Origin of the sequence: Paractinoplanes bogorensis, assembly GCF_018829635.1 — a bacterium.
Lineage (GTDB): Bacteria > Actinomycetota > Actinomycetes > Mycobacteriales > Micromonosporaceae > Actinoplanes > Actinoplanes bogorensis.
In genome coordinates this window covers 22649-44214 of record NZ_JAHKKG010000010.1, presented here as the reverse complement: position 1 = coordinate 44214, position 21566 = coordinate 22649, and the positions used below count along the sequence as shown (strand labels likewise).

Annotated in this window: 20 protein-coding genes and 1 pseudogene; 8 read left to right on the top strand and 13 right to left on the bottom strand. The window is 67.4% G+C overall.

Annotated features, from left to right (window positions below):
- Nucleotides 1-123 precede the first annotated feature (123 nt).
- On the top strand, nt 124-981 hold the full coding sequence (locus tag KOI35_RS30345) for a phytanoyl-CoA dioxygenase family protein (RefSeq protein ID WP_215792088.1): 858 nt from the start codon (nt 124-126) through the stop codon (nt 979-981).
- Here KOI35_RS30345 and KOI35_RS30340 read toward each other — a convergent pair.
- Entirely contained in the window at nt 978-2030 is a 1053-nt protein-coding gene (locus KOI35_RS30340; protein WP_215792087.1) for an alpha/beta fold hydrolase, read from the bottom strand. The genes KOI35_RS30345 and KOI35_RS30340 overlap by 4 nt on opposite strands.
- A gap of 56 nt (nt 2031-2086) precedes the next feature.
- Here KOI35_RS30340 and KOI35_RS30335 point away from each other — a divergent pair, with 56 nt between their 5' ends.
- Genes KOI35_RS30335 through KOI35_RS30325 form a run of 3 tightly spaced genes read left to right on the top strand, consistent with a single transcriptional unit; the run spans nt 2087 to nt 4482 of the window.
- Nucleotides 2087-2839, top strand: a complete 753-nt coding sequence (locus KOI35_RS30335; protein WP_215792086.1) for a 3-hydroxybutyrate dehydrogenase — start codon at nt 2087-2089, stop codon at nt 2837-2839.
- The gene (locus KOI35_RS30330; RefSeq protein WP_215792085.1) at nt 2839-3690 is read left to right on the top strand and encodes an alpha/beta fold hydrolase; all 852 of its coding nucleotides are present in this window, start codon (nt 2839-2841) and stop codon (nt 3688-3690) included. The genes KOI35_RS30335 and KOI35_RS30330 overlap by 1 nt, the downstream gene beginning before the upstream one ends.
- Before the next feature lie 30 nt (nt 3691-3720).
- Nucleotides 3721-4482, top strand: a complete 762-nt coding sequence (locus KOI35_RS30325; protein ID WP_308121222.1) for an SAM-dependent methyltransferase — start codon at nt 3721-3723, stop codon at nt 4480-4482.
- Here KOI35_RS30325 and KOI35_RS30320 read toward each other — a convergent pair.
- The 3 genes from KOI35_RS30320 to KOI35_RS30310 all read right to left on the bottom strand — a co-directional run bounded on the left by KOI35_RS30320 (nt 4472) and on the right by KOI35_RS30310 (nt 7272).
- Nucleotides 4472-5350 carry an AraC family transcriptional regulator gene (locus KOI35_RS30320; protein ID WP_215792084.1) on the bottom strand — a complete coding sequence of 293 codons (879 nt, stop codon included), beginning with the start codon at nt 5348-5350 and terminating at the stop codon, nt 4472-4474. The two genes, KOI35_RS30325 and KOI35_RS30320, sit on opposite strands and share 11 nt — an antisense overlap.
- A 35-nt stretch (nt 5351-5385) precedes the next feature.
- On the bottom strand, nt 5386-5739 hold the full coding sequence (locus KOI35_RS30315; RefSeq protein ID WP_215792083.1) for a hypothetical protein: 354 nt from the start codon (nt 5737-5739) through the stop codon (nt 5386-5388).
- 165 nt (nt 5740-5904) lie between these two features.
- Nucleotides 5905-7272, bottom strand: coding sequence for a cellulase family glycosylhydrolase (locus tag KOI35_RS30310; RefSeq protein WP_215792082.1), 1368 nt, complete (start codon nt 7270-7272; stop codon nt 5905-5907).
- Nucleotides 7273-7388: 116 nt separating this feature from the next.
- Between KOI35_RS30310 and KOI35_RS30305 the strand changes: the two genes are divergently transcribed.
- On the top strand, nt 7389-8105 hold the full coding sequence (locus tag KOI35_RS30305) for a helix-turn-helix domain-containing protein (protein ID WP_215792431.1): 717 nt from the start codon (nt 7389-7391) through the stop codon (nt 8103-8105).
- Between the two features lie 117 nt (nt 8106-8222).
- Here KOI35_RS30305 and KOI35_RS30300 read toward each other — a convergent pair whose 3' ends face one another.
- From KOI35_RS30300 to KOI35_RS30285, 4 genes are all read right to left on the bottom strand, one after another.
- On the bottom strand, nt 8223-11147 hold the full coding sequence (locus KOI35_RS30300) for a hypothetical protein (RefSeq protein ID WP_215792081.1): 2925 nt from the start codon (nt 11145-11147) through the stop codon (nt 8223-8225).
- Complete coding sequence (locus tag KOI35_RS30295; RefSeq protein ID WP_215792080.1) at nt 11131-13029, bottom strand: S1 family peptidase; 1899 nt, start codon at nt 13027-13029, stop codon at nt 11131-11133. The genes KOI35_RS30300 and KOI35_RS30295 overlap by 17 nt, the downstream gene beginning before the upstream one ends.
- A gap of 2 nt (nt 13030-13031) precedes the next feature.
- Nucleotides 13032-13352, bottom strand: coding sequence for a CU044_2847 family protein (locus tag KOI35_RS30290; protein ID WP_215792079.1), 321 nt, complete (start codon nt 13350-13352; stop codon nt 13032-13034).
- A gap of 488 nt (nt 13353-13840) precedes the next feature.
- On the bottom strand, nt 13841-14413 hold the full coding sequence (locus tag KOI35_RS30285) for a dihydrofolate reductase family protein (protein ID WP_215792078.1): 573 nt from the start codon (nt 14411-14413) through the stop codon (nt 13841-13843).
- A gap of 139 nt (nt 14414-14552) precedes the next feature.
- On the opposite strand from KOI35_RS30285, the pseudogene KOI35_RS30280 reads away from it, so the two are divergent.
- A pseudogene (locus KOI35_RS30280) lies at nt 14553-14792 on the top strand (helix-turn-helix domain-containing protein); the annotation flags it as partial.
- A 154-nt stretch (nt 14793-14946) separates the two neighbouring features.
- Here KOI35_RS30280 and KOI35_RS30275 read toward each other — a convergent pair.
- Both KOI35_RS30275 and KOI35_RS30270 read right to left on the bottom strand, forming a co-directional pair.
- The gene (locus KOI35_RS30275) at nt 14947-15564 is read right to left on the bottom strand and encodes a ClpP family protease (protein WP_215792076.1); all 618 of its coding nucleotides are present in this window, start codon (nt 15562-15564) and stop codon (nt 14947-14949) included.
- Nucleotides 15561-16187, bottom strand: coding sequence for a ClpP family protease (locus KOI35_RS30270; protein WP_215792075.1), 627 nt, complete (start codon nt 16185-16187; stop codon nt 15561-15563). The genes KOI35_RS30275 and KOI35_RS30270 overlap by 4 nt, the downstream gene beginning before the upstream one ends.
- Nucleotides 16188-16429: 242 nt before the next feature.
- Between KOI35_RS30270 and KOI35_RS30265 the strand changes: the two genes are divergently transcribed.
- Both KOI35_RS30265 and KOI35_RS30260 read left to right on the top strand, forming a co-directional pair.
- Nucleotides 16430-16960, top strand: a complete 531-nt coding sequence (locus KOI35_RS30265) for a flavin reductase family protein (RefSeq protein WP_215792074.1) — start codon at nt 16430-16432, stop codon at nt 16958-16960.
- 54 nt (nt 16961-17014) lie between these two features.
- On the top strand, nt 17015-17758 hold the full coding sequence (locus KOI35_RS30260; RefSeq protein WP_246614045.1) for an alpha/beta fold hydrolase: 744 nt from the start codon (nt 17015-17017) through the stop codon (nt 17756-17758).
- On the opposite strand, the gene KOI35_RS30255 is transcribed toward KOI35_RS30260, so the two are convergent.
- Genes KOI35_RS30255 through KOI35_RS30245 form a run of 3 tightly spaced genes read right to left on the bottom strand, consistent with a single transcriptional unit; the run spans nt 17715 to nt 21556 of the window.
- Nucleotides 17715-19742: an iron ABC transporter permease gene (locus KOI35_RS30255; RefSeq protein WP_215792073.1), complete on the bottom strand. Its 2028-nt coding sequence runs from the start codon at nt 19740-19742 to the stop codon at nt 17715-17717. The two genes, KOI35_RS30260 and KOI35_RS30255, sit on opposite strands and share 44 nt — an antisense overlap.
- The gene (locus tag KOI35_RS30250) at nt 19739-20776 is read right to left on the bottom strand and encodes an iron-siderophore ABC transporter substrate-binding protein (protein WP_215792072.1); all 1038 of its coding nucleotides are present in this window, start codon (nt 20774-20776) and stop codon (nt 19739-19741) included. Before KOI35_RS30250 ends, KOI35_RS30255 begins: the two co-directional genes overlap by 4 nt.
- On the bottom strand, nt 20777-21556 hold the full coding sequence (locus KOI35_RS30245; RefSeq protein ID WP_215792071.1) for an ABC transporter ATP-binding protein: 780 nt from the start codon (nt 21554-21556) through the stop codon (nt 20777-20779).
- Nucleotides 21557-21566: the final 10 nt, after the last annotated feature.

Here is a 21566-nt window from a genome sequence, read left to right as displayed (position 1 = left end):
TTTCCCCGAACCGGCCGTTGTGCCCGGGTCCCCGGCACCAGAAGCTTCACTGCGTGCAACGGGGGAGCCTTTTCCGGCTTCGTTGCCTTCGGAAAAAACGTCGAGCAATCGGATGAGGAATCAATGGCCAACGAGCTGACCGTCGATGCGAACGCCTTCTGGGAAAACGGTTATCAGATCATCCGGAACGCCTACTCGCGGGACGAGATCCAGCGTATCCGTGAGAACGCCATGGCGTCGCGCGGCCGGGGCCCGGGCGACCTGCTCTCCAACCCCAAGATGCGTAACGTGCTGGTCGACGGCCGTTTCGTGAGTGTCGCCAAGCAGCTTCTGGGCAGCGACGACATCTGGTACTCGGGAGACAGCTCGTTCACGATCAATTCCAGCCAGCGGGGCTTCCACAAGGACAACGTGGACCGCAAGGACCCCAAGGGGCCGGACTGGAAGGGCCGTTACACGCTGCTGCGGTTCGGCATCTATCTGCAGGACCACTGGTCGCACACGGGCGGGCTCAACCTGCGGGCCAAGTCGCACAACACGACCGACCATGCGTACGGGAAAAATGTCTATGTCCGCACCCGGGTCGGTGACCTCGCCGTCTGGAGCATGCGCACCACGCACAGCGGCAACGGCGCGCTCTACAAGTTCCCCAAGTGGGTGCACCCGGAGCCCAAGGACATCCCGAACATCCCGAAGTGGCGGGTCGCCAAGGCCGACGGCGACCGGGTCGCGGTCTTCGCCGCCCTCGGGCTCGACGACGCGCACCACAACCGCTACGTCGAATACATGAAGACGCGCACCTACATGATCAACTCGTTCCGGGCGTCGCAGTACGACGAGGACACGCTGCAGGAGGCCAAGAGCGCCGGCCTGAACGTGTGGCGGGTCGCCGAGGAGATCGAGGGCGACGACACGGTGGGCAAGAACGCCGCCTGGGAGCCGATCCCGTACGAGGTCGGCGCCGAGGCCCGCAAGCGCTAAAGGTTGAGCAGACCGAGCAGTTCGGCGGTGACCTCGGCCGGTCGCTCGACGTGCGGTGAGTGGCCGCAGTTGTCGTAGACGACCTCGCGGAAGGTCCCGCCGTTCTGCGCGTACCGCTCCAGCACGGCCCGGGTCTGGCCGACCATCGGCTGCGGCGGGCACGCCTCGGCCCCGGGCCAGCCCGGCACCACGCCGAGCGAACCCAGGTAGGCCAGGTCGAACAGCGACGTGTCGGAGACGATGGCGTCGCGATCGCCCCGGACCCACACGATCGGGGGCTTGGCCGTGGCGGCGGCCAGGCCCTCGGCGAGGTTGAAGTGGTTGGGCGCCATGGTGTTGAGCACGCCGCGGTCGCCCGGCCCGACACCCGGCCACTCCGACACCGCCTTGGCGTCGCCCGGGTAGTTGTCCTCGCCGATCGCCGTGCTCAGCACCGTGTCGAGCAGCAGCTGCTCGTCCTCGCCGAGCGCGGCCGGGTCGGCCACGTAGGCCGAGCGCAGCACGGAGAGCGGGCTGGTCGGGGACTCGTCCGTGCGGTCGCCGGACTGGATGCGGGCCACGAAATCCGGGTTGGCCGTGCCGCCGCCGGTGCCCGCGAAATCGGGCGTGGTCGGGGTGCCGTCGAGGTCGCGGGTGCCACCGAAGCCGTACGGGCTCAGCGGTGCCTCGAGCAGCATCGCGGCGAACCGGCCCGGATGGTCGACCAGCAACTGCATCGCCACCCCGCAGCCCATCGAGTGGGCGGCCAGCACCACCGGCCCGGCCTGCGGAAACAGTTCACGGTCGTCGAGCAGGGCGGCCACGTCGTCGGCGAAGTCGCCCAGCCCGCGGGTGGCGTCCACCGGGGCGGTCTCGCTGCGGCCGTATCCGCGCAGGTCAGGGGCCACGACCCGGACGCCGTCGGGCAGCCGCCGGATGAGCGGCGCCCAGAATTCGGCCGACGAGCAGTTGCCGTGCACGAGGAGCAGCGGCGTCCCGTCCGCAGGGCCGCCGACCAGCACGTTCTGGGTGATGCCGCGGGCCTGGACGCGAAGATCACGGGTCTCCATCGGCTGATCCTGACACAAGACTGGCCGGATCGGGACCGTCGTTCTAGGTTCGGATCATGAGCAATCAGGTGGTCGCGCTCGACCTAACCGGCCGGACGGCGCTGGTTACGGGGGCCGCGAGCGGAATCGGCCGGGCGATCGCGACCCGGCTGGCCACGGCGGGCGCCGACGTGCTGCTGGTGGACGTCCACGAGGCGGACGCCGAGCAGATCGGGGGCCGGGCCGTCGTGGCCGACCTGGCCGACCCGGACGTCGCCGACACCCTCCGGGCCGAGGTCGACGTGCTGATCAACAACGCCGGGCTGCAGGTGGTGGCGCCGGTCCACGAGTTCCCGCCCGAGCGTTTCGCCTACCTGCAGCGGCTCATGGTCGAGACCCCGTTCCGGCTGGCCCGCCGGGTGCTGCCGCACATGTACGAGCGGGGCTGGGGCCGGATCATCAACATCTCGTCGGTGCACGGGCTGATCGCCTCGCCCTACAAATCGGCCTACGTGACCGCCAAGCACGGCCTCGAGGGCCTGTCCAAGACGATCGCGCTCGAGGCGGCCGGCCGCGGCGTGACCTCCAACTGCATCAATCCCGCTTTCGTACGCACCCCGCTGGTCGACAGACAGATCGCCGACCAGGCCGCGGCCCACGGCATCAGCGAGTCCGAGGTGATCGAGAAGATCATGCTCGAGCGGCCGGCGATCAAACGACTGATCACGCCCGAGGAGGTGGCCGAGCTGGTCGCCTACCTGTGCACCCCGGTCGCCGACCTGATCACCGGCGCGTCGATCGCGCTCGACGGCGGATGGACGGCCCACTGATGCCTTCACCCGAGGAATTCGATGTTCCCGTACGCGGTGGCTCGCTGCGCGTCTGCCGATGGCCCGGCGAGGGGCCGGTGGTCATCGCGGCGCACGGCATCACCGCCAACGCCATGGCCTTCGCGCCGCTGGCCGAGGCCCTGGCCGGGCGGGTCCAGCTGGTCGCCCCCGATCTGCGGGGCCGGGCGCACAGCGGCGGGCTTCCCGGCCCGTACGGGATGATGGCCCACGCCGACGACCTGATCGCCGTGGCCGACCATCTCGGGCTGGACCGGGTGCCGCTGGCCGGGCATTCGATGGGCGGGTTCGTGGTGGCCGCGACCGCCGCCGCCCACCCCGGCCGGGTCAGCGAGGTGCTGCTGATCGACGGCGGCGTCGCCTTCCCGGTGCCGCCCGACGTCGACGTCGACGCCGTGCTGACCGCGGTGATCGGGCCGGCCGTCCAGCGGCTGAGCATGACGTTCGCCGACGAGCGGGCCTACCTCGACTTCTTCCATGCCCACCCGGCCCTGCGCGACGACTGGTCACCGGCCGTCGAGGCGTACGTCCGGCGCGACCTGACCGGATCAGCCCCGTCGATGCGGTCGTCGTGCTCCATTGACGCCGTACGGGCGGATGGAACCGACACGCTGATCGACCGCGCGACCGTCGACGCGGTCAATCGGCTGCGCTGCCCGGCCCGGCTGATGTGGGCGCCGCGCGGGCTGCAGAACCAGACGCCGGGCCTGTACGACGAACCTTCGGTGCCGTTCGCCGCCGAACTGGTGCCCGACGTCAACCACTACACGATTCTCTTCGACGATTCCGCCGTCGCCGCGGTGGCCGACCGGGTGGTGGAGCTGACACGATAGGGCCTTCGGACCATTGTGGACGGGGGAGCCGTGGACACGAGCACACCGCACTCGGCCAGACTCTGGAACTACTGGCTCGGCGGCACCGACAACTTCCCGGTCGATCGCGAGGCGGGCGACGTGATCGCCGGGATCCTGCCCTCGATCGTGACGCTCGCCCAGGAGGACCGGAAGTTCCTGCGGCGCTCGGTTCGCTACCTGGTCGGCGAGGGCGGCATCCGGCAGATCCTCGACATCGGCTCCGGTCTGCCCACGGCCGACAACACGCACCAGGTGGCGCAGGCGGTGGCACCCGAGACGCGGGTCGTCTACGTCGACAACGATCCGCTGGTGCTGACCCACGCCCGTAAGCTGCTGACCGGCCGTACGGACTATTTCGAGGCCGACCTCAACGACCCGTCGACCATCCTCCGGGCGGCGGCGGACACGCTCGACTTCTCCCAGCCGGTCGCGGTGAACCTGCTCGGCATCCTGCACTTCCTGCGCGACGACGACGAGGCGCGGGCCGCGGTCCGTACGCTGGTCGACGCCGTTCCGGCCGGCAGCTACCTGACGATCGCGCACGGCTGCGACGACATCAACAAGGCCGAGGCCGACCGGATCGTCGAGTTCTGGAACGAGCGCGGCACCCCGAAGATCAAATATCGGAGCGCGGCGGAGATCGCCCGCTTCTTCGACGGGCTCGAACTGATCTCGCCCGGCGTCGTCGTGCCGTGCAACCGCTGGCGCCCGGACGCCGGCACCGGTGACGTCGACGTCAACCAGTTCTGCGGCGTGGCCGTCAAAAGCTGAGCAGCCTTGTCGCGGTCGCACGGACGTCCGGGCGCATCAGATGCTCACGGTCGCGCCCCGGCGTCCGGCCGTAGCGGGCCCGGTAGTCGTGGCCGAACTGGCTCGCACTGCGGTAACCGACGGCGAGGGCGGCGCTCTCGGCCGTGTGTGCGCCGGCGGCCAGCAGGCTCCGGGCGCGCTGGAGGCGGTGCGCCTGGCGGTATTGGACGGGCGTGACGCCGAGGGTCGCCTTGAACAGGCGGAAAAGCGTCGCCTCGCTCACGTGGGCCGCCCGGGCCACGTCGCCGACCGTGAACGGCTCGGTGAGGTGCTCGACGATGAACGTGACGGCGGCGCGCACCTCGACGACCGGCCGTGACCGCACGCCGGCCCGCAGGGTGGCGCCTAACGGGCCGGTGAGCAGGCGGATCAACACCTCGCGCTCGACCAGGGGCGCCAGGGCGGCCGCGGTGTCCGGCTCGTCGAGCAGACGCACCCAGCGGGTCACCGCGTCGACGAGCGCGGCGTCCGCCCCGGCCTTGGCAAAGGCGCGCGGCACGCCCGACGGGGGCGGCAGCGGATCGGCGGTGAGAATGTCGAGGAGCAGACTCGTTTCGATCTCCAGCACCGCCGCCCGATAGCCCGCGCTCATGTCAGCGAGGACGTAGGTGTCGAGGATGCTGAGGAACACTTCGCCCGCGCCGACGAACGTGTCGGTAAAGCTCTTCTGCCCCTGTGCGACCAGGCACATCATCGTGGAGTAGTGCAGGTCGACGCGGTCGGCCGGGCCATCCTGGCGGACCAGGGTCAGGCGCGGGACGGGCGTCCGGAATGCGCCCGGGCGCCCGTGCCGCTCGATCAGGCCGGTGAGTTCGTCGAGCCGTTCCATGATCACCACGCTACGGCCTGGCGCTTTTCCCGGCTCTAGCGAACGACCTCGCGCACCCGGTCGTAGAAGAAGACGGCCGGCCCGGCGAACGCCTCGCGGAACTTCTCCCCGACCGGGCCGATCACGTTGACCTCGATCAGCTCGGTGGCCTCGTTCCACGCCTGCTGACCGGCCGCGGTGACCTCCAGATGCCGCCAGATCGAGTCCTCGTCGAAATAGCGTTCGTGCTGCAGATGTACACCGTCCGGCTGCCGGAACACCTGGTACTCGATCAGGTACGGCTCGTCGGCCTCGGTCCGCGGATAGATCAGCTCCTGCGACTCGGCGAAGCGGGCCTCGTCGGCGACGCGGTACTTGAAGATCAGGTCGACCTGGTTCCTGGCGGTCATGTCAGACACCGTTTCCTGGTGGGGGACAACGTGATCAACCGTAGGAAGCAGGACCCGGAACCAGGTAGGCCGATGCTCGCAGCGTCTTGCTGGATCCTCGCAGCTGGGCGCTCTTTGTTCGGCGACGCCGGGGCCAGGTGGCCGGGCCCCGGCGTCTTTGTGCCGCTAAGCGGCGGTACAGGTGACAGCGGGAGCGGTGTTGGTTCCCGTATACGAGGCGGTGAAGCCCCACGACGTGTTCGCCCGGGCGGCCAGCGCGCCGTTGTAGGACATGTTGCGGGCCGTGACGGCGCTGCCCGAGGTGGTCACGGTCGCGTTCCACGAGTTGGTGAACTGCTGCCCGCTCGGCCAGGTCCACGTGACGGTCCAGCCCCGGATCGCCGAAGCGCCCGCAGTGACGGTCACCGCCCCCTGGAACCCGGAACCCCACGAGCCGGTGACGGCATAGGTAGCCGTGCAGCCACCAGTCGTCGGCGGTGTCGTGGGCGGCGTGGTCGGGGGAGTGGTGGGAGGCGTCGTCGGGGGCGTAGTCGTCCCGCCGCCATAGATGGTCGCCTCACGCGCGGTCGACTTGATCCCGTTGGCGCCGTTGAAGATGCGCTGCCCCCACGTGGTCAACTGGGCCGGGTTGAACCCGGTGACCATGTCGAGATACTCCACGCCGCCGCCGTTGCCGCTCCACGACCAGCCCAGATATCCGATGCCGCGGGCCTGCGCGGTGGCCAGGATGGTGTCCTCGTCCGGGTTGCCGTCCGAGTGGTTGAACCCGAACTCGCCGATCACCAGCGGCAGCCCGGCCGTCTGGAACCGGCCCACGTAATCGGTGATCTCGGCCGCGGTGTCGAACACCCCGTACATGTGAATGCTGAAGATCGTGTTCTTCTGCGTGTCGGCAGCGAACACCGAGGCCGCGTTGTCGCGCATGATGAACTGCCAGTCCTGGCCCCAGTTGGGCGCGTCGACCATCAGCGCGTGCGCGAAGCCGGCCGCCCGCAGCCGGGTGATCGCATTCTTGGTGTCGGCGATCCAGCCGCTGGCGTTGGTGTTCCCGTACGGCTCGTTCCCGATGTTCAGGACGACGTAGTTCTCCTGGCCGTCCAGCGCACTCTTCACGCTGATCCAGTAGTCGGCGGCCTTCGCGAGCGTGGTGGCCGCCGCGTCCTCGCCGTAGCCGGTGGTGTCGTGGGCCTCGAGCACGCAGATCAGCTTGAGCCGCTTGCACTCGGCGATGACCCGGGACACGTCGGCGGCGTCGTTCTTCGTCCACCGGTCGCCCGTGCTGAGCACCACGCGGACGGTGTTGGCGCCCAGCGCCTTGATGTCGGCCAGCGACGAGAACCGGTCCGCGTACCAGGTATGCGCATGGTTGACGCCGCGCATGACGAACGGGTTGCCGTTGCCCTCGAGGATCTGGGTGCCGCTGACCTTGATGCCGGTCGCCGCCGCGGCCGGCTGGGCGGTGGCGGCCAGCCCGAGTCCGGCGGCGGCGATCGCGGCGGCCAGTCCCGCCAGCCATCTTCTACGTCTGATCATGTCTCACCTCACGGGGGATTTTTGGGAGCGCTCCCAAGAATTGCGTGAGCCTGACAGCGTTGTCAACCATCAAGAAACATCAATGCAATAAAACCGGTTTCCCGTACGCTTTCCCGATGCACCTGCGGTTCGACACGCGCGAGTCGGATTCCCCGTGGGTCCGCGGCGTGTGGACCTGCACCAGCGAGCGCGTAACCGAGATGACCTCGACCGCAGCCGTGAGCTGGGGCTTGGTGTTCTGGCAGCAGCACGGCCACTCGGACGCCTCCGTAACCGGCCCCGAAACCGGCGTCCGCACCGCACCGGTCCCCGAGGGCGCCACGTTCACCGGCATCGACTTCGCGGTAGGCACTTCGCTACGAGCGCTACCCACGTCCACCTTGCTCAACGGCGGCCTGGACTTGCCCGACACCACCGACCGCTTCTTCCGGCTGGACGGTTCACGCTGGGAAACGCCGGGCCCCGACGACGCCGAGGCCCTGGTCAACCGCCTGATCCGAGCCGGCGCAATCGTCCGCGACCCCCTGGTGGCCGAGGTCCGCCGAGGCGGCCACCCCGGCGTAACCCCGCGCACCCTGGAACGCCGCTTCCGGGCCGCAACCGGCTTCGCCCAGGGCACGCTCCGCCAGATCGAACGCGTAACGTCCGCATCATCCCTACTGGCGGCCGGTAGCCCGGTAGCCGACGTGGTAACCGACCTAGGCTATTTCGACGAGCCGCACTTGGCCCGAGCCCTACGCCGTTTCATCGGCCGCACCCCTCGCCAGCTGCGCAACGGCACCGGCGGCGCGATCTCCCTCGACCTGGACCAGCCGGTCCTCGTCCAGCCGTGACTGCCGCATCCGCCGGGCCGGGACATCACGGAGCTAGCTCTGTAGCTGATCGCTGCTCTCGGGGCGATGTACTGAAAGACTTCCGTCGGCTGGTGATCGAATGATTCGGACCGATCTCTAGACGCCAATGTTATTCCGCGTATCGCCGGAAAACCTCTTCCCGTCCAATGCGCTGCGACTCATCACCGAGGTGACCAGCCTCGCCACGAGATCCCAGCGGTCGTAGACGAGCAGATCTCGAAATTCCCGGCTCACGCGCGTTATCCGACCGGAGCCGGGCATCAACTCAATATCGAGCCAGGCGGGCCGATACACATCGTCTGCCTTCTCTTCAATTTCGGGAAATTGTCCCAGTGCACCGAGCGGTACGAACCAGGCGTTGAGCGGCATCTGTCCGACTGCGATGACCTCATTCGCGACTTGTAGGGAGTATCCGTCCGGTTCAAGCTCGTCGGAGGCCCTGATGGCAACGCTCGGAAGGGCCCAATCAGCGACGGCACGCGCCTCCGGAAGAGCCCTGCGGAACAACGGATGAGTGCTCACAGGATCATCGTGCCCATCGAACCAGGAAGTCGGCAGACTTAATCGGATGTCCGGTTCATTCCAGGCTCGATCATCGGACTGGCCTTCTGACTCGTCTGGCTTCATGGTCTCGAACGGAGGCCGCCTGACCGAGCGCTGCTCCTCCATGCGCCTCTTCTCTGCGCCCCAACGCTCTGGCAACGCAGCAAGAGCGGAACCGTTTGTCGAGTCCTCCGTCACCTCGACCACTGCGGCCAGCAGAGAGACTGCCGCGTCGACGACGTCCGGAGACGTGGTCGCCCGTGACGCGACCGCTCTGGCGTCGCTCATCGGGTCGGTCGACGACGGTCGCGTAGTCGCATCGATCAAGGCTTCGATTTCAGTTACGTCCGGTCGCGGGAGCCTGCGCATCTCCATGAACGCCTCGAGCAATGGGCGTGTCACCATTCGCCACTCTGTGGCCGCTATCATAGGAGATATGGCGGCGACCCATTCCCTCAGTGTCGCAAGTCCGGTAGCGGGATCTCCGTCGACGAACCGTGCGATTGCCGTGATCTGGAGCGCGTCTTGCAGGTCACTGCCGGTGGCGGTGTCAACCGCTTCCGAAAGAATCATGATGACATCGCGCGGAGCATCAACGACAAGCTTCGCTATTGCGCCGGCGATCAATACCTCGAACTCTTCGGAACGTGATTCGAGAGCGTCCTCGAGTTGACGCGCGAGGTTGTGTACTTTGCGCTGATCACGGGCGATGACGGACGTCATGAGATATTGCGACCAGGCCCAGGTCATAATGGGGTCCAAGACAATTTCACCATAGGTATCGAGTGCACGCATCGCGCTGCCGATTCGTAAGAGGCAGTTAGCCCTGATTGCTGCGCTCCAAGCGTCGGCCGGCATGCGGTCCAACCGTTCGAGGGCATCGCTGTAATTGCCAGTATTGCAGAGCACGCTGATTCGTGTAGAAATCACCGATTCGCTGGGATCTCGCTCCTCGGCGAGTGCGGATGCCCACAGAGCGACCGCGTTCATGTCCAAGCTGTCGGCAGTCGAGGCCAGAAGTTGCCAGCGGTCGCCCGAATCCAAGTCATACGCAACAGCGCGCAATGCGGCGGAGAACGCAAGCCACTGCTGCTCAGACCGGTCCGGGATCATGAGTCGCGCGATGTAATCTCGCCCCTGTGCCTCGGTCATGTAACACCAGCTGTAGCTCCCGAGATCTCCATCGAACACTTGGCGAGACTCATCGAGGCGAGCGAGGCCATCACGAATCTGCTGTTCAAAAGCACTTGCGGCTTTATCTTGAGCCAAAGCAATCACGCAGTCGGACAGTCTCATCTGACATTGTGCGACTTCCTGGCGGGATGCCGTCGAGCCGAATTCACTGAGGGCGCGTTCGTAAGCTGACCTTGCGTTTTCGACATCACCGTATGAAACCCAATCGAGTCCTGCCTGGACCAGCAGTCGTGCGGTTTCATCGGGTTGATTTTCCAAGCTCGCTCGGGTCTGGCATATGTGCGCATCGAGGACATAATCGCTCGGCCCTGCTTGCGTGCTTGCAGTATCGAGAGCGGCCGATGCCGTTGCCGAGTCGCCCTCCCGCGTGGCTCGAACAGCGACTGCCCACCAAAGTTCTGGAACCGGGAGAATGAGCCTGTCCAGCTCCGATCGGACATCCGCGAGGGTGGGTAGGCCTTCGATCGTTTGATGTGCTGACCGTACCCATTCATCGTTGTCTTTCTGTTGCCGGGCGCGCGCAATTATCTCCGCGCCCACCTCTAGGCTGCTCCCCGTGAGATCCGAAGGATTTCCGTCTGCATCTTCGGCCGGGGCCGAATTGTTCAGGCGGCTGATCATGGCACGGTAGACACTTGTTTCTGCTTCTGGGCTGCAGCGATCCAGGTCGGCGAGCAACACGTCCACGTCACGCCACCGGCCATCAGTAGCCGCCAGTCTGAGCTGCAGTTCGATCAAACTGGCTCGTGTCTGACCCGGCGGCGTGATCTGCCCGCCAACCTCTACCCCGGCACGGCCGCGAACGAGGAACTCTTCGACCGGCGAGAGGTCCCGTAGGCGAAGTCCCACTGCGGCCGCCGTCGCGCGCTCAGTGAGAGCTTGGGCACCGTCGGGCAGGGGAACGTCGGAGAGCAGCCTTGTCAGCGAGTCAGATCGGCCCTCCGCCAAGGCGGCCCAAGCGAATTCGAGCCACGGCCCCACCCCGGCAAGGTTCTCCGACTCGAGAGCGGCGAGTAGCTTCCGGCGAGTCTCCGGCCAGCCATAAGGGGTGAAGCGCCAGATTTGCATCAACTGTTCGATGAGTGGCAGTACGGAGGCGAGACGTATACGCGCCTCGTCTACCATGACCAGACGCTCCTTGACGGAACGCCGCACCTTTCTCAGATGATCGTGGGTGGTGGCCAACTGAGCGGTGTGCGCCAAGCTATCGATGCCGAGATCGACGTCCAGGTCTCGTTGTAGTTCTTCCTGAAGTGCCGCAAGTATGTCACCTAAGGAATTCATCCGTTCGCTCCGTTGCGGATGTGCCGACTGGCTTGTTGACGCGGGGTGGAATCTGCGTCTGTTGGGTGCTTAGTTCCGAGGCGGGGCCGGTTGGGAGAGGCGGGCGGAGGTGCAGCCCATTACGGCCCGCAGTCAGGAGCGTGAACCAACCAAAACCCGCAGCGTCCTCGACCGGGCTGTCCTTGCTGACCAGTCGGCGCCCTCGTTGAACCGCGCTCTCTACCGAAGTGCGCTCCTTACCGAGGGCCTCATAGAATCCTGAATCAAATCGCCAGTATTGCCGAGGGTGAACGGGGTAGCTGGTGACGACTACCGCTTGGATGCCGCTTGGCAGGCAGTTGCCGAGGCTGCTCGGTGATATTGGCTTGAGCTCTTGAACCTCTGGCGGCATACCAAATTCCAGCACCACGAGCCGAATGCCACCCTCGCCGGCTGCCGTCAAAACCTCGGCCACCTCTTTCCACTGCGGATCGCCGTTCTCCACGAAGGTCATGTGCGCGACGTCGTCCTCAACCTTTCCGAATCCGACATAGTGGAAGGCCGCGTATTCGTGCTTGCTGAAATTGGCCTCGACGTCGGTGTATCGCGGGTTCAGGGCGGCGCGACGGAATTCGATACCATTGCGCTCGAGGCAACCTTCAAGATTTGACCGCAGTTCGTCCTCTTTGGGCCAGGGTATCTGTCGGCGTGCGTGGCAGATAGCGGGATAGGAGTCCGCCCACTCGGGAGGCTGGGCGATTACCGGCAGCACGGTCTCCGACGTCTGTTCCAGCCACGAGCCTTGATACTCGTCGTCAGTGTTCGGAATTGCTCGCGTGAACTGGATGCGTTCGTTGGTGGAGAGGTAGCCCTTGTTGGAACCCGGAACAGCTGCGAGTTCCCACGGGATGTCGGCCAGTTCGTTCTCGTTCTCGACGTGCAGCCGAATGAGCGTGCTGTCGGCCAGGGCAAGTCGCTGTAACTCCTCGCCAACGCGGCCCGGGAACAAGGCGCTTGCGAGAAGGCGCCCGAGAAGTGCAACTTCCGCCTTGTCTCGTACCCTCCGACGTCGGGCCCATCGAAACAGTGCCTCGGCAATCTCCTCGCCCAGATTGTTGCCCGTGATGTCATCGTCGGGAGACAAGCCTTCGTGCCCGAGCCCGATCCGCCACCGCCGTAGATCGCCGGAGACGTAGAGGTTGACGGTGGACTCCGTTGCCCAGCTCAGCCCCAGAGCCTCCCATTTCGCCTTACCGAGCAGTTCACGCCAGGCGCGAGCCTCGACCGGCGGTTGAGACTGGTAGGAACGCAGCGCTGGAAATGATTGGAAAACCTGGGATACCGGTGTTCCGGCGCCGCCTACGTTATTATCCAGGTAGTGGGCCAGGCGAGTGACCGCAACGACCGCGCCCGTGGTCAGATTCATGACCGGACCGCCGCTCAGCCCGCCGCTTATCCAAATGTTGCGTAATTCCAAGGTCTGCGGCTGACCAGGTGCTTGCTCTCGGGGATCGCCCACAGCGTCCGGTGCCTCGAGCGCCGGCTCATACCCGGCAATGTCACGGTATCCGGCCACGCAATACTGGGCGTTCAGCAGGCTTGTCCCGAGCAGGACTGCGGTACGGGAGCCAGCCTTCTTGGGCGCGTCGACGGTCAGGAGAGCGAGATCATGGACCTCATCGGAAACGATATCGATTACCTCGAGGATCTCCGATTCTCCGGCATTCCTGTCCCAAGGCCTGACTTGAACACGCGTTCCGGTAAGAACGTGCTCACAGGTAAGTAACCTGCGGTCGTCGACGAAGAACGCTGTGCCGATCGGTGAGCCGTCGACGACCACCAGTGCGACGCAGCGTTTCAGTAAATGGCGAAGCTCGTCGAACGGTATGGCGGGCGCGCTCATGATTAGCCAGCCGGCGTCGGCTGACGTCGCCATTCCAAAGTAATGTTGATGCTCGCCTCGCCGGTCCCTTTACCGATCAGGGCGATCAACTGTCCTTGTTCGATGGCCAAACTGCAGCCGATCTCGACGGTTGCCGCGTCCGGCCCGGCCGCCTTGACCGCCTGCAGCAGTTCGTGCCCGAGCTGCTGAATGGGGCGTGTGACTGATGAGAGACGGGCGACGATATCTTCCTTGCCGACCAACGCCCCGCCGACTTGCTCGGCTTTTACGGCGACACGAATTTGATCCGCGTCCTCAAGTCGCACTGCCAACACTCGTTCCATCGAGACCCCTCAAGAGCGCGCCGCAACGATCCCGACATCCTGACATCGGAAGAACCGGCGTGCTAGCTGCCAGTCGGGTCTCCGACCGCAGACTTACCGGGGTGCATCGTGGGTCGCCCCGAAACTCACGAACAGGCCCGCCCAAAACATCATCGGCAAGACACGTCGTCCTGCGCGTCGGCCACGGCGTGGTCCCACCTCGGCATCGCAAAGACCGACTTCGGATAGATGCGTGCTTGATGGTGCGGGTGACACTGGTGCAAACAGCGGTGATAGGTGAGGTTCGATGGTTGTGTCGTCGAGCGACTGACTATACGGCGGTACGCCAAATCATCGACGATTCGCGCGAAAGTGTTAGCGATGTAGTTTTGGGTCGGTCAGCCTTACCGGGAAGGGCATCGTCCGCACGGAAAGATCAAGCATCGCGCCAGGCGCTGAGTCACGATACTCCCAGAAGCAAGCGGTGGGTTGTCGCGGCTGGGGCGGGTTCAGCGGACCTCGTAGATCATTTTGACCACGCCGTTCGCGTAGGGCTCGGACTCGCGCAGCTTCAGCATTCGCTTGTCGTTGTCGGCCCGGCTGAAGATGCTCTTGCCCGCGCCCAGCAGCACCGGGAAGACCAGCAAGTTGTAGCGGTCGATCAAGCCCGCCTCGCTCAGCCGCCGGGCCAGGTCGGCGCTGCCGTGGATGAAGATCGCGCCGCCCTCGGTCTGCTTCAGCGCGGCGATCTCATCCGTGGATCGCAGGATCGTCGTCTCGCCCCAGCCGTCGAGCAGGTCGTCGTCGGACAGGGTGGTCGAGACCGCGTACTTGGGAAGGTCCTTGTAGTCCTTGTGGTCCTCCGAGTCTCGCCAGAACGGGGCGAAAGCCTCATAACTGGTGCGGCCGAACATCAGCGCGGACGTGTCCTGGAGTTCCTCGCCCTTGAGGGTGTAGACCTCCGGGCGGAACTCGATGTCCTGGAACACCCAGCCGCCGCTGCGGTGGCCCTCGGTTGCTCCGCCGGGCGAGTCGACGACGCCGTCGAGCGACATGAACCCCGTGTAAACCAGCTCGCGCATTTCCTGACCCCTTCGAGACGATCGAACGAGGACCAGGCTAGAAGACGATCACGGCGGGGGTCTTGGACGAAAACGACAGCCTCTACGCCTGCGGCGTAAGTGGTATCGCCGGGCGCCGGGGCCTGGGTACGGTCACGCTATGGCGGACAACTCGCGGCGGCCCCTGTTGCGCACGCTGATCGGTCGCGTGCTGCGCCGGCATCGGCTCGATCAGGAGCGCACGCTGGCCGAGGTCGCGCGGGCGGCCGCCGTTTCGGTGCCTTACCTGTCCGAGGTCGAGCGGGGGCGCAAGGAGCCCAGCTCCGAGATCCTGGCCGCAGTGTGCGACGCCCTTCAGATCGAGCTGTCCGACCTGCTGGCCGAGGTGGGGCACGAGCTCGTCGAGCACCGCGCCCCCGTCTTCCGCCTGGCCCCGGTCGCCCCCGTCACGCCCCAGACCCCGGGCCGTTTCGGTGGCGGCAGCGTGATGCTGCTGGCCGCCTGAGGCCAATTTCATAACTGAGGCGGGGCCCCGCCTCAGTTATGAAAAAGCCTCAACTCGCAGCCGACAACCGATAGGCACGCTCGGGGCGTGACGTGATGACCCGGTCGGCCAGGCCGTAGGCGACCGCCTCGGGTGCCGTCAGCGCCATGCTCCGGTCGGTGTCGGCGCGGATCTTCTCCACCGGGTGCCCGGTGTGCCGGCCGAGAATCCGGTCCATCTCGGCCCGCACCTTGGCCACCTCCTTCGCCTCCACGGCCAGGTCGGGCAGCGTGCCGCGGGCCTGGCTGGACGGCTGGTGCAACGTCACCTTGGCGTGCGGCAGCACCGATCGCTTCCCCGGCGTCCCGGCGGCGAGCAGGGCCGCGGCCGCCGACGACGCCTGGCCGACGCAGGTGGTGGCGATGTCACAGCGTACGAAATTCATCGTGTCGTAGATGGCGGTCAGCGCACTGAACGATCCGCCGGGCGAGTTGATGTAGAGCCCGATCTCCTGCTCACCGGCCGACTCGAGGTGGATCAGCTGGGCGATCACCACGTTGGCGACGCCGTCGTCGATCTCGGTGCCGAGGAAGATGATGCGGTCGGACAGCAGGCGCGAGTAGATGTCGTACGCCCGCTCGCCGTTGGGGGTCTTCTCGACGACGGTGGGAATCGTGTACTGGCTCATGCGCTCAATCCCATCGGCTGGCGTGACATGGTCGGGCGCACGTCGTCGACGCTGTCGAGGACATGGTCGATCAGCCCGTACGCGAGTGCCTCCTCGGCGGTGAACCAGCGATCGCGCCGGCTGTCCTTCTCCACCGTGTCGATCGGCTGGCCGGTGTGCTCGGCGGTCAGACGCAGCAGCATGGTGCCGACCCGGTCGAGCTGGTCGGCGTAGATCTCGACGTCGGCCGCGGTGCCGCCGAATCCGGCCGAGCCCTGGTGCATCAGGATCTGCGCGTGCGGCAGGCTGAACCGCTTGCCCGGCGTGCCCGCGGTGAGCAGGAACTGTCCCATGCTGCCGGCCAGCCCGAGGGCCAGCGTGCTGACGTCGTTGGGGATCAGCCGCATGGTGTCGTAGATGGCCAGCCCCGCGCTGACCGACCCGCCCGGCGAGTTGATGTAGAGGCTGATCATCCCGCGCGGGTCTTCGGCCGACAGCAGCAGCAACTGCCCGCACAACCGGTTGGCGACCTGGTCGTCCACCTCCGTCCCGAGCACGATGATGCGCTGGTGCAGCAGCCGCGCGGCCACCTGGTCGTCGATCGATCCCGCGTTCCACGGGCTGGCTCCGTTGGTCGATGGCATGTGCCGGCCTCGCTCTCGTTCGTCTTGGCTGGCTCCACCTTCCAAGTCGCGAGGGCGGCCCACCAAGCCGATCTGCCGTCAGCAGACAACGCGCCCAACGGATCTGCCGTCAGCAGAAACGAGCAGCCCGGATCAATCCCTAGTAGTCCTATAGGATTTTTGCTAACGTGAGGCCGGGTGCACGCCGCCGTGCCTGCGAGGTCTCTGCTCGCCATCCGCACCACGCTGAAAGGTCGCCCGCCGTGACCACAGAACATTCCACACCAGCCTTCCCCACGAACCAGGACCTGGATCCGATCCGCCTGCGTCAGGCCTTCGGCATCTTCCCCAGCGGCGTCGTGGCCGTCGCCGCCCACGTCGACGGCGAGCTGGTCGGGCTCGCGGCCAGCTCGTTCACGTCGGTCAGCCTCGACCCGCCGCTCGTGTCGTTCTCGATCGCCAACACCTCCAAGACCTGGCCCGATCTGCGCCGCTCCGGCCGCCTGGGGGTGACGATCCTGGCCGACCGGCACGGCGGCCTGGCCCGCCAGCTCGCCGGGCCGGTCGCGGCACGGTTCACCGGCGTCGAGGTCGTGCGGAACGAGGGCGGGGCGGTGACCCTGCCGGACGGGCTCGCCCGCTTCGACACCACGATCTACCGCGAGGTGGAGGCCGGCGACCACACGATCGTCCTGCTCCGCCTGCACGCGGTCGAGCACGCCGACCACTCGCTGCCGCTGGTCTTCCACCGCAGCGCGTTCGGCCTGAGGCCGCGACCATGTGGTCCAAGCTGACGTCCACCGCGACGGCCCGGATCGGCCCGCTGGAGAAGACTAGGCTTGCCGATCATGGGCTACCTGCGGATCGGTGACGGCGATCTCTACTCGGAGATCGCCGGCCAGGGTGAACCGGTCCTGCTGCTGCACGGCGGGTTCTGCTCGCTCGAATCGTTGCGGGCGCAGTCCGACGCGCTGGTGCCCGACCATCGGGTGTACGCCTTCGAGCGTCCCGGGCACGGCCGGTCGGCCGACATCGACGGCGAGTACGACTACCCGCGTATGGTCGCCGACACCCTGGCCTACCTCGACGCGGTCGGCCTCGAGTCGGCGCACATCGTCGGCTACAGCGACGGCGCGATCATCGGCCTGTTCCTCGCCCTCGACCATCCCGAGCGGGTGCGTTCACTGACCGCCATCAGTGCGAACCTCGACCCGTCAGCCTTTGAGGACGGGGCCGGATCCCTCCAGAAAGTGGAAGAGCCAACAGAAAAGCCCGACGTCGAACGGATGCACTACGAGCGGCTCTCTCCGGACGGGCCCGGGCACGTGGACGTCGTACTGGAAAGGCTCTTTCGTCTCTGGCTGAAAGAGCCGCACATCGACCCGGCCGACCTGGCCCGGATCACCGCGCCGGTGCTGGTGATGTCGGGGGATCGGGACACCATCCGGCCCGGGCACAGCCTGCTGATCGCGTCGTCGATCCCCGGCGCGCAGCTGTGCGTGGTGCCGGGGACCACCCATCACCTCGTGGCCGAGCGTCCGGAACTGATCAGCGCCCTGGTCCGGGATTTTGTGACCGCAGCAGCCAGATGAAGTAGGGCGCGCCGATCAGCGCCATCATCAGCCCGGCCGGGATCTGCGAGGGGGCGATCACCGTACGGCCGAGGGTGTCGGCCAGGCTCACCAGCAAGGCGCCGATCAGCATGGCGACCGGGACGATCCGCCCGTGCCGCACGCCGACCAGACCGCGGGCGATGTGCGGCGCGACCAGACCGACGAAGCCCACCACCCCGACCGCGATCACGCTGACCGCCGCCACCACGGCCGCGATCGTCAGCAACGACAGTCGCGCACCCTCCCGGCGTACGCCGAAAATCTTGGGAGTGTCCTCGTCGATGGCCAGCAGGTCGAGCTCGCGGCGCAGGCCCAGCACCACCGGCGTGGCCAGCAGCAGCACCACGGCGACCGGCAGCACGTCCGCGAATGATCGGCCGTACGTGGTGCCGGAGAGCCAGGTCAGGATGCGCGGCGTGTCCCACGGGTCGGCCCGCAGCAGCAGGAACGTGCTGACGTCGCCCAGGGCGTAGCCGCAGCCGATGCCGATCAGCAGGAACCGGTCCGGCAGCAGGCCGCCGCGCCAGGCCAGCACGGCGATCAGCGCGAAGGTGCCGAGTCCGAGGGCGACGGCGGTGACGATCAGCGCGGTGCGGCCCCCGGATGCGGCCGAGGTCACCACGATGACCGCGCCCAGCCCGGCGCCGGCGGTGATGCCGAGGATGCCGGGCTCGGCCAGCGGGTTGCGGACCGTGCCCTGCACGAGGGTTCCGGCCAGGGCGAGTGCGGCCCCGGCGACCACGGCCGCCGCCACCCGCGGGGCCCGGTCGTCGAGCGCACGTCCGATCAGATCGGGTGCGGCGCCCTGCAACCAGAGGGCGATGTCTCCCGTACGTAACCAGAGGCTCCCCGCCAGCAGTCCCAGCACCGCTGCCGCGAGCAACAGCACGGCCGCGACGATCAGGACGGTGACGAAACGACGGCGCGTCCGCAGCTTTATCCGGGAAACCGGCGCCGTGCCGCCGTCGCGCAGACGCAGCGCGAGGATCACGATGACGATCGCGCCGAGCAGCGAGGTCGGGATGCCGGTGGGAATGGACGCGGCCGCCTGGGCACCCATGACCGCCCGCAGCACCGAGTCGGCCAGCAGCACGAAGAGCGCGCCGACGAGCCCGGAGGCCGGGATCAGGAAGGCGTGCCGGCCGATCCGGCCCGCGATCAGGCGGACCGCTACCGGAGCGGCCAGCCCGACGAACGCGAGCGGTCCCGCCAGGGTCACCGAGATGCTGGTCAGCAACACGGCACAGAGGATGGCGACGACCCGGGTCGAGCGCACCGGCACGCCGAGCGAGGTGGCCGCGTCGTCGCCCAGGCCGAGCACGTCGAGCCGCCGGGACAGCAGCAGGGCGACGACCAGCACGACCACGATGACCGGGACGGCCCGGACGGCGGCGTCGATGTTGAGCTGGGCCAGCGAGCCGCTGCCCCACGCGTACAGGCCGGTGGTGCTCTCCTTGAACAGGATGAGCAGCATCGCCGTGGCCGCGTCGAGGGCCATCGCGACGGCCGACCCGGCCAGGATCAGCCGGGTCGACGCGGTGCCCGAGGCCGTGCCGACCAGTCCGAGCACCAGGGCCGCGGCGAGCAGGCCGCCGACGAACGCGATGGTTCCCGACGCCCACAGCGGCACGGTCAGGCTGAACGCGGAGACCAGGCACAGCGCGAAGTAGGCGCCGGAGGTGACGGCCAGCGTGTCCGGGGCGGCCAGCGTGTTGCGGGTGACCGACTGCAGCAGTGCCCCGGCCGAGCCGAGCGCCACGCCGACTGCGATGCCGGCCAGCACGCGGGGGAGCCGGGAACCGGCCAGCACGTCGCTGATCGGTACGCCCCCGACGTCGCCCCGGCCGCCGACGAGGTCCCAGAAGCCGACCCCGGACGTGCCCTGCGTGATGTGCCACAGCCCGGTCACGACGACCAGGAGGAGCAGGACGGCCAGGACGGCCGCCCCGCGAACGCGCCTCACTCCTTCGTCAGGATCTTCACGTAGGCGTCGATCGCCTGCTCGTTCGACAGCGGGCCGCCCGCGCCCCAGACGCCGGCCGGGAAGGCGTACGCGCGGCCCTCCTTGACCGCCGGGAGAGCCGTCCAGATCGGGCTCTTGACCAGGTCCTTGACGTAGCTGTCGGGGGTCTCGTCGTCGGAGTAGAACAGCGTGGCGCCGCCGACCGCGGTCAGTCCCTCGATGTCGGTCTGGGCCAGCCCGTACGCCGGATCGACGCCCCCGCTCCCGTAGGCCGCATTGATCTTGTCGGTCCAGGCCGGCGTCATCCCCAGCTGCTCGCCGAGTTCGGTGAACAGAGCACCCTTCCCGTACGGGCGGATGACGACGTTCCCGCCCTCGATCCACCCGTCGAAGAAGAGGAAGTCCTTGGCCTGCACGTTCGCCGCCGTCACCTTGGCCTTGGCCTCGGCCAGGTGCGTGTCGAACTGCTTGAGCACCAGATCGGCCCGCTCGGTGCGCCCGGTCGCCTGCCCGATCATCGAGAACACCTTCTTCATGTTCTCGATCTGCCCCGACGCGTCGGCACCGACCGTGGCCAGCACGGGCACGCCGCGCTTCTCCAGCTTGGTGATCAGCTCGTCGTCGGCCTTGAACGCCTCGACCACGATGAGATCGGGGTTCTGCGCGTAGAGCGCGTCCAGGTCGGGCTCGCCGCGCTCGCCGGTGCTGATCACGCTCGCGGGCAGCGGTTCCGCCTTCACATAGGTGCCGTAGCCCTTGGGGTCGGCCACCGCGACCGGCGTGAGGCACAGCGTCAGCACGTCCTCGGTCTGCTGCCATTCCAGCACGGCGACGCGCGAGGCGGGCTTGGCCAGCTCGACCTTGCGGCCGACACCGTCGGTCATGGACACCGGGTCGGTCGAGGTCTTCGTGGTGTCATCGGCGCAGGTCTGCGACGTCGATGCGGTCTGGGCGACCGGTTCCTCGACCGTGGTCGTGCCACAAGCCGTCATGGTCAGGAGGAGGGCGGCCGCGGTGGCCGTCAGGCGCTTCATCTACTTCACTTTCTTTCCGACTGGGTCGATACGGATGCGGCCGGTGCGGGCGTCGACCTCGACGTCCACCCGCAGGCCGTAGACCTCGGTGAGGTGGGCGGCGGTGAGCACCTCGCGGGGTTCGCCGGCGGCGTGGATGCGCCCGGCGTGCAGGAGCAGCAGGTGGTCGGCGACCCGGGCCGCGTGGTCGAGGTCGTGCAGCACGATGCCGACGGCCACGCCGTGCTCGTCGGCGAGATCACGGACCAGGTCGAGCGTCTCGATCTGGTAGCGCAGGTCGAGGTGGTTGGTCGGCTCGTCGAGCAGCACCACGCCGGTCTCCTGGGCCAGGCACGCGGCCAGCCAGACCCGCTGCATCTCGCCGCCGGACAACTCACCCACAGGGCGTTCCGACATTTCCCGTACGCCGGTGAGCGCCATCGCCCGTTCCACCGCGCCCCGATCGGCGGGCGACGGTCCCGCGAACCGGCGCCGATGCGGATGACGCCCGAATCCGACCACGTCGCTCACCGACAGCCCGTGCGGGGCCTGCCGCGACTGCGCGAACAGCGTCACCTCGCGGGCGAATTCCCGCGCGCTGAGCCGGTCGGCCCGCTGCTCTTTGAGGATGATCACGCCCTCGTCCACGCCGTGCAGCCGGGCCAGCGCCCGCAGCAGGGTGGACTTGCCGCTGCCGTTCGGCCCGACCAGTGCCGTGACCCGTCCGGGACGCAGCTCGACCGATACTCCGTGCACCACGGTCGTCTTCCCGTAGCGGAGCATCAGGTGGTCGCCGCGCATTGTCCGCTCC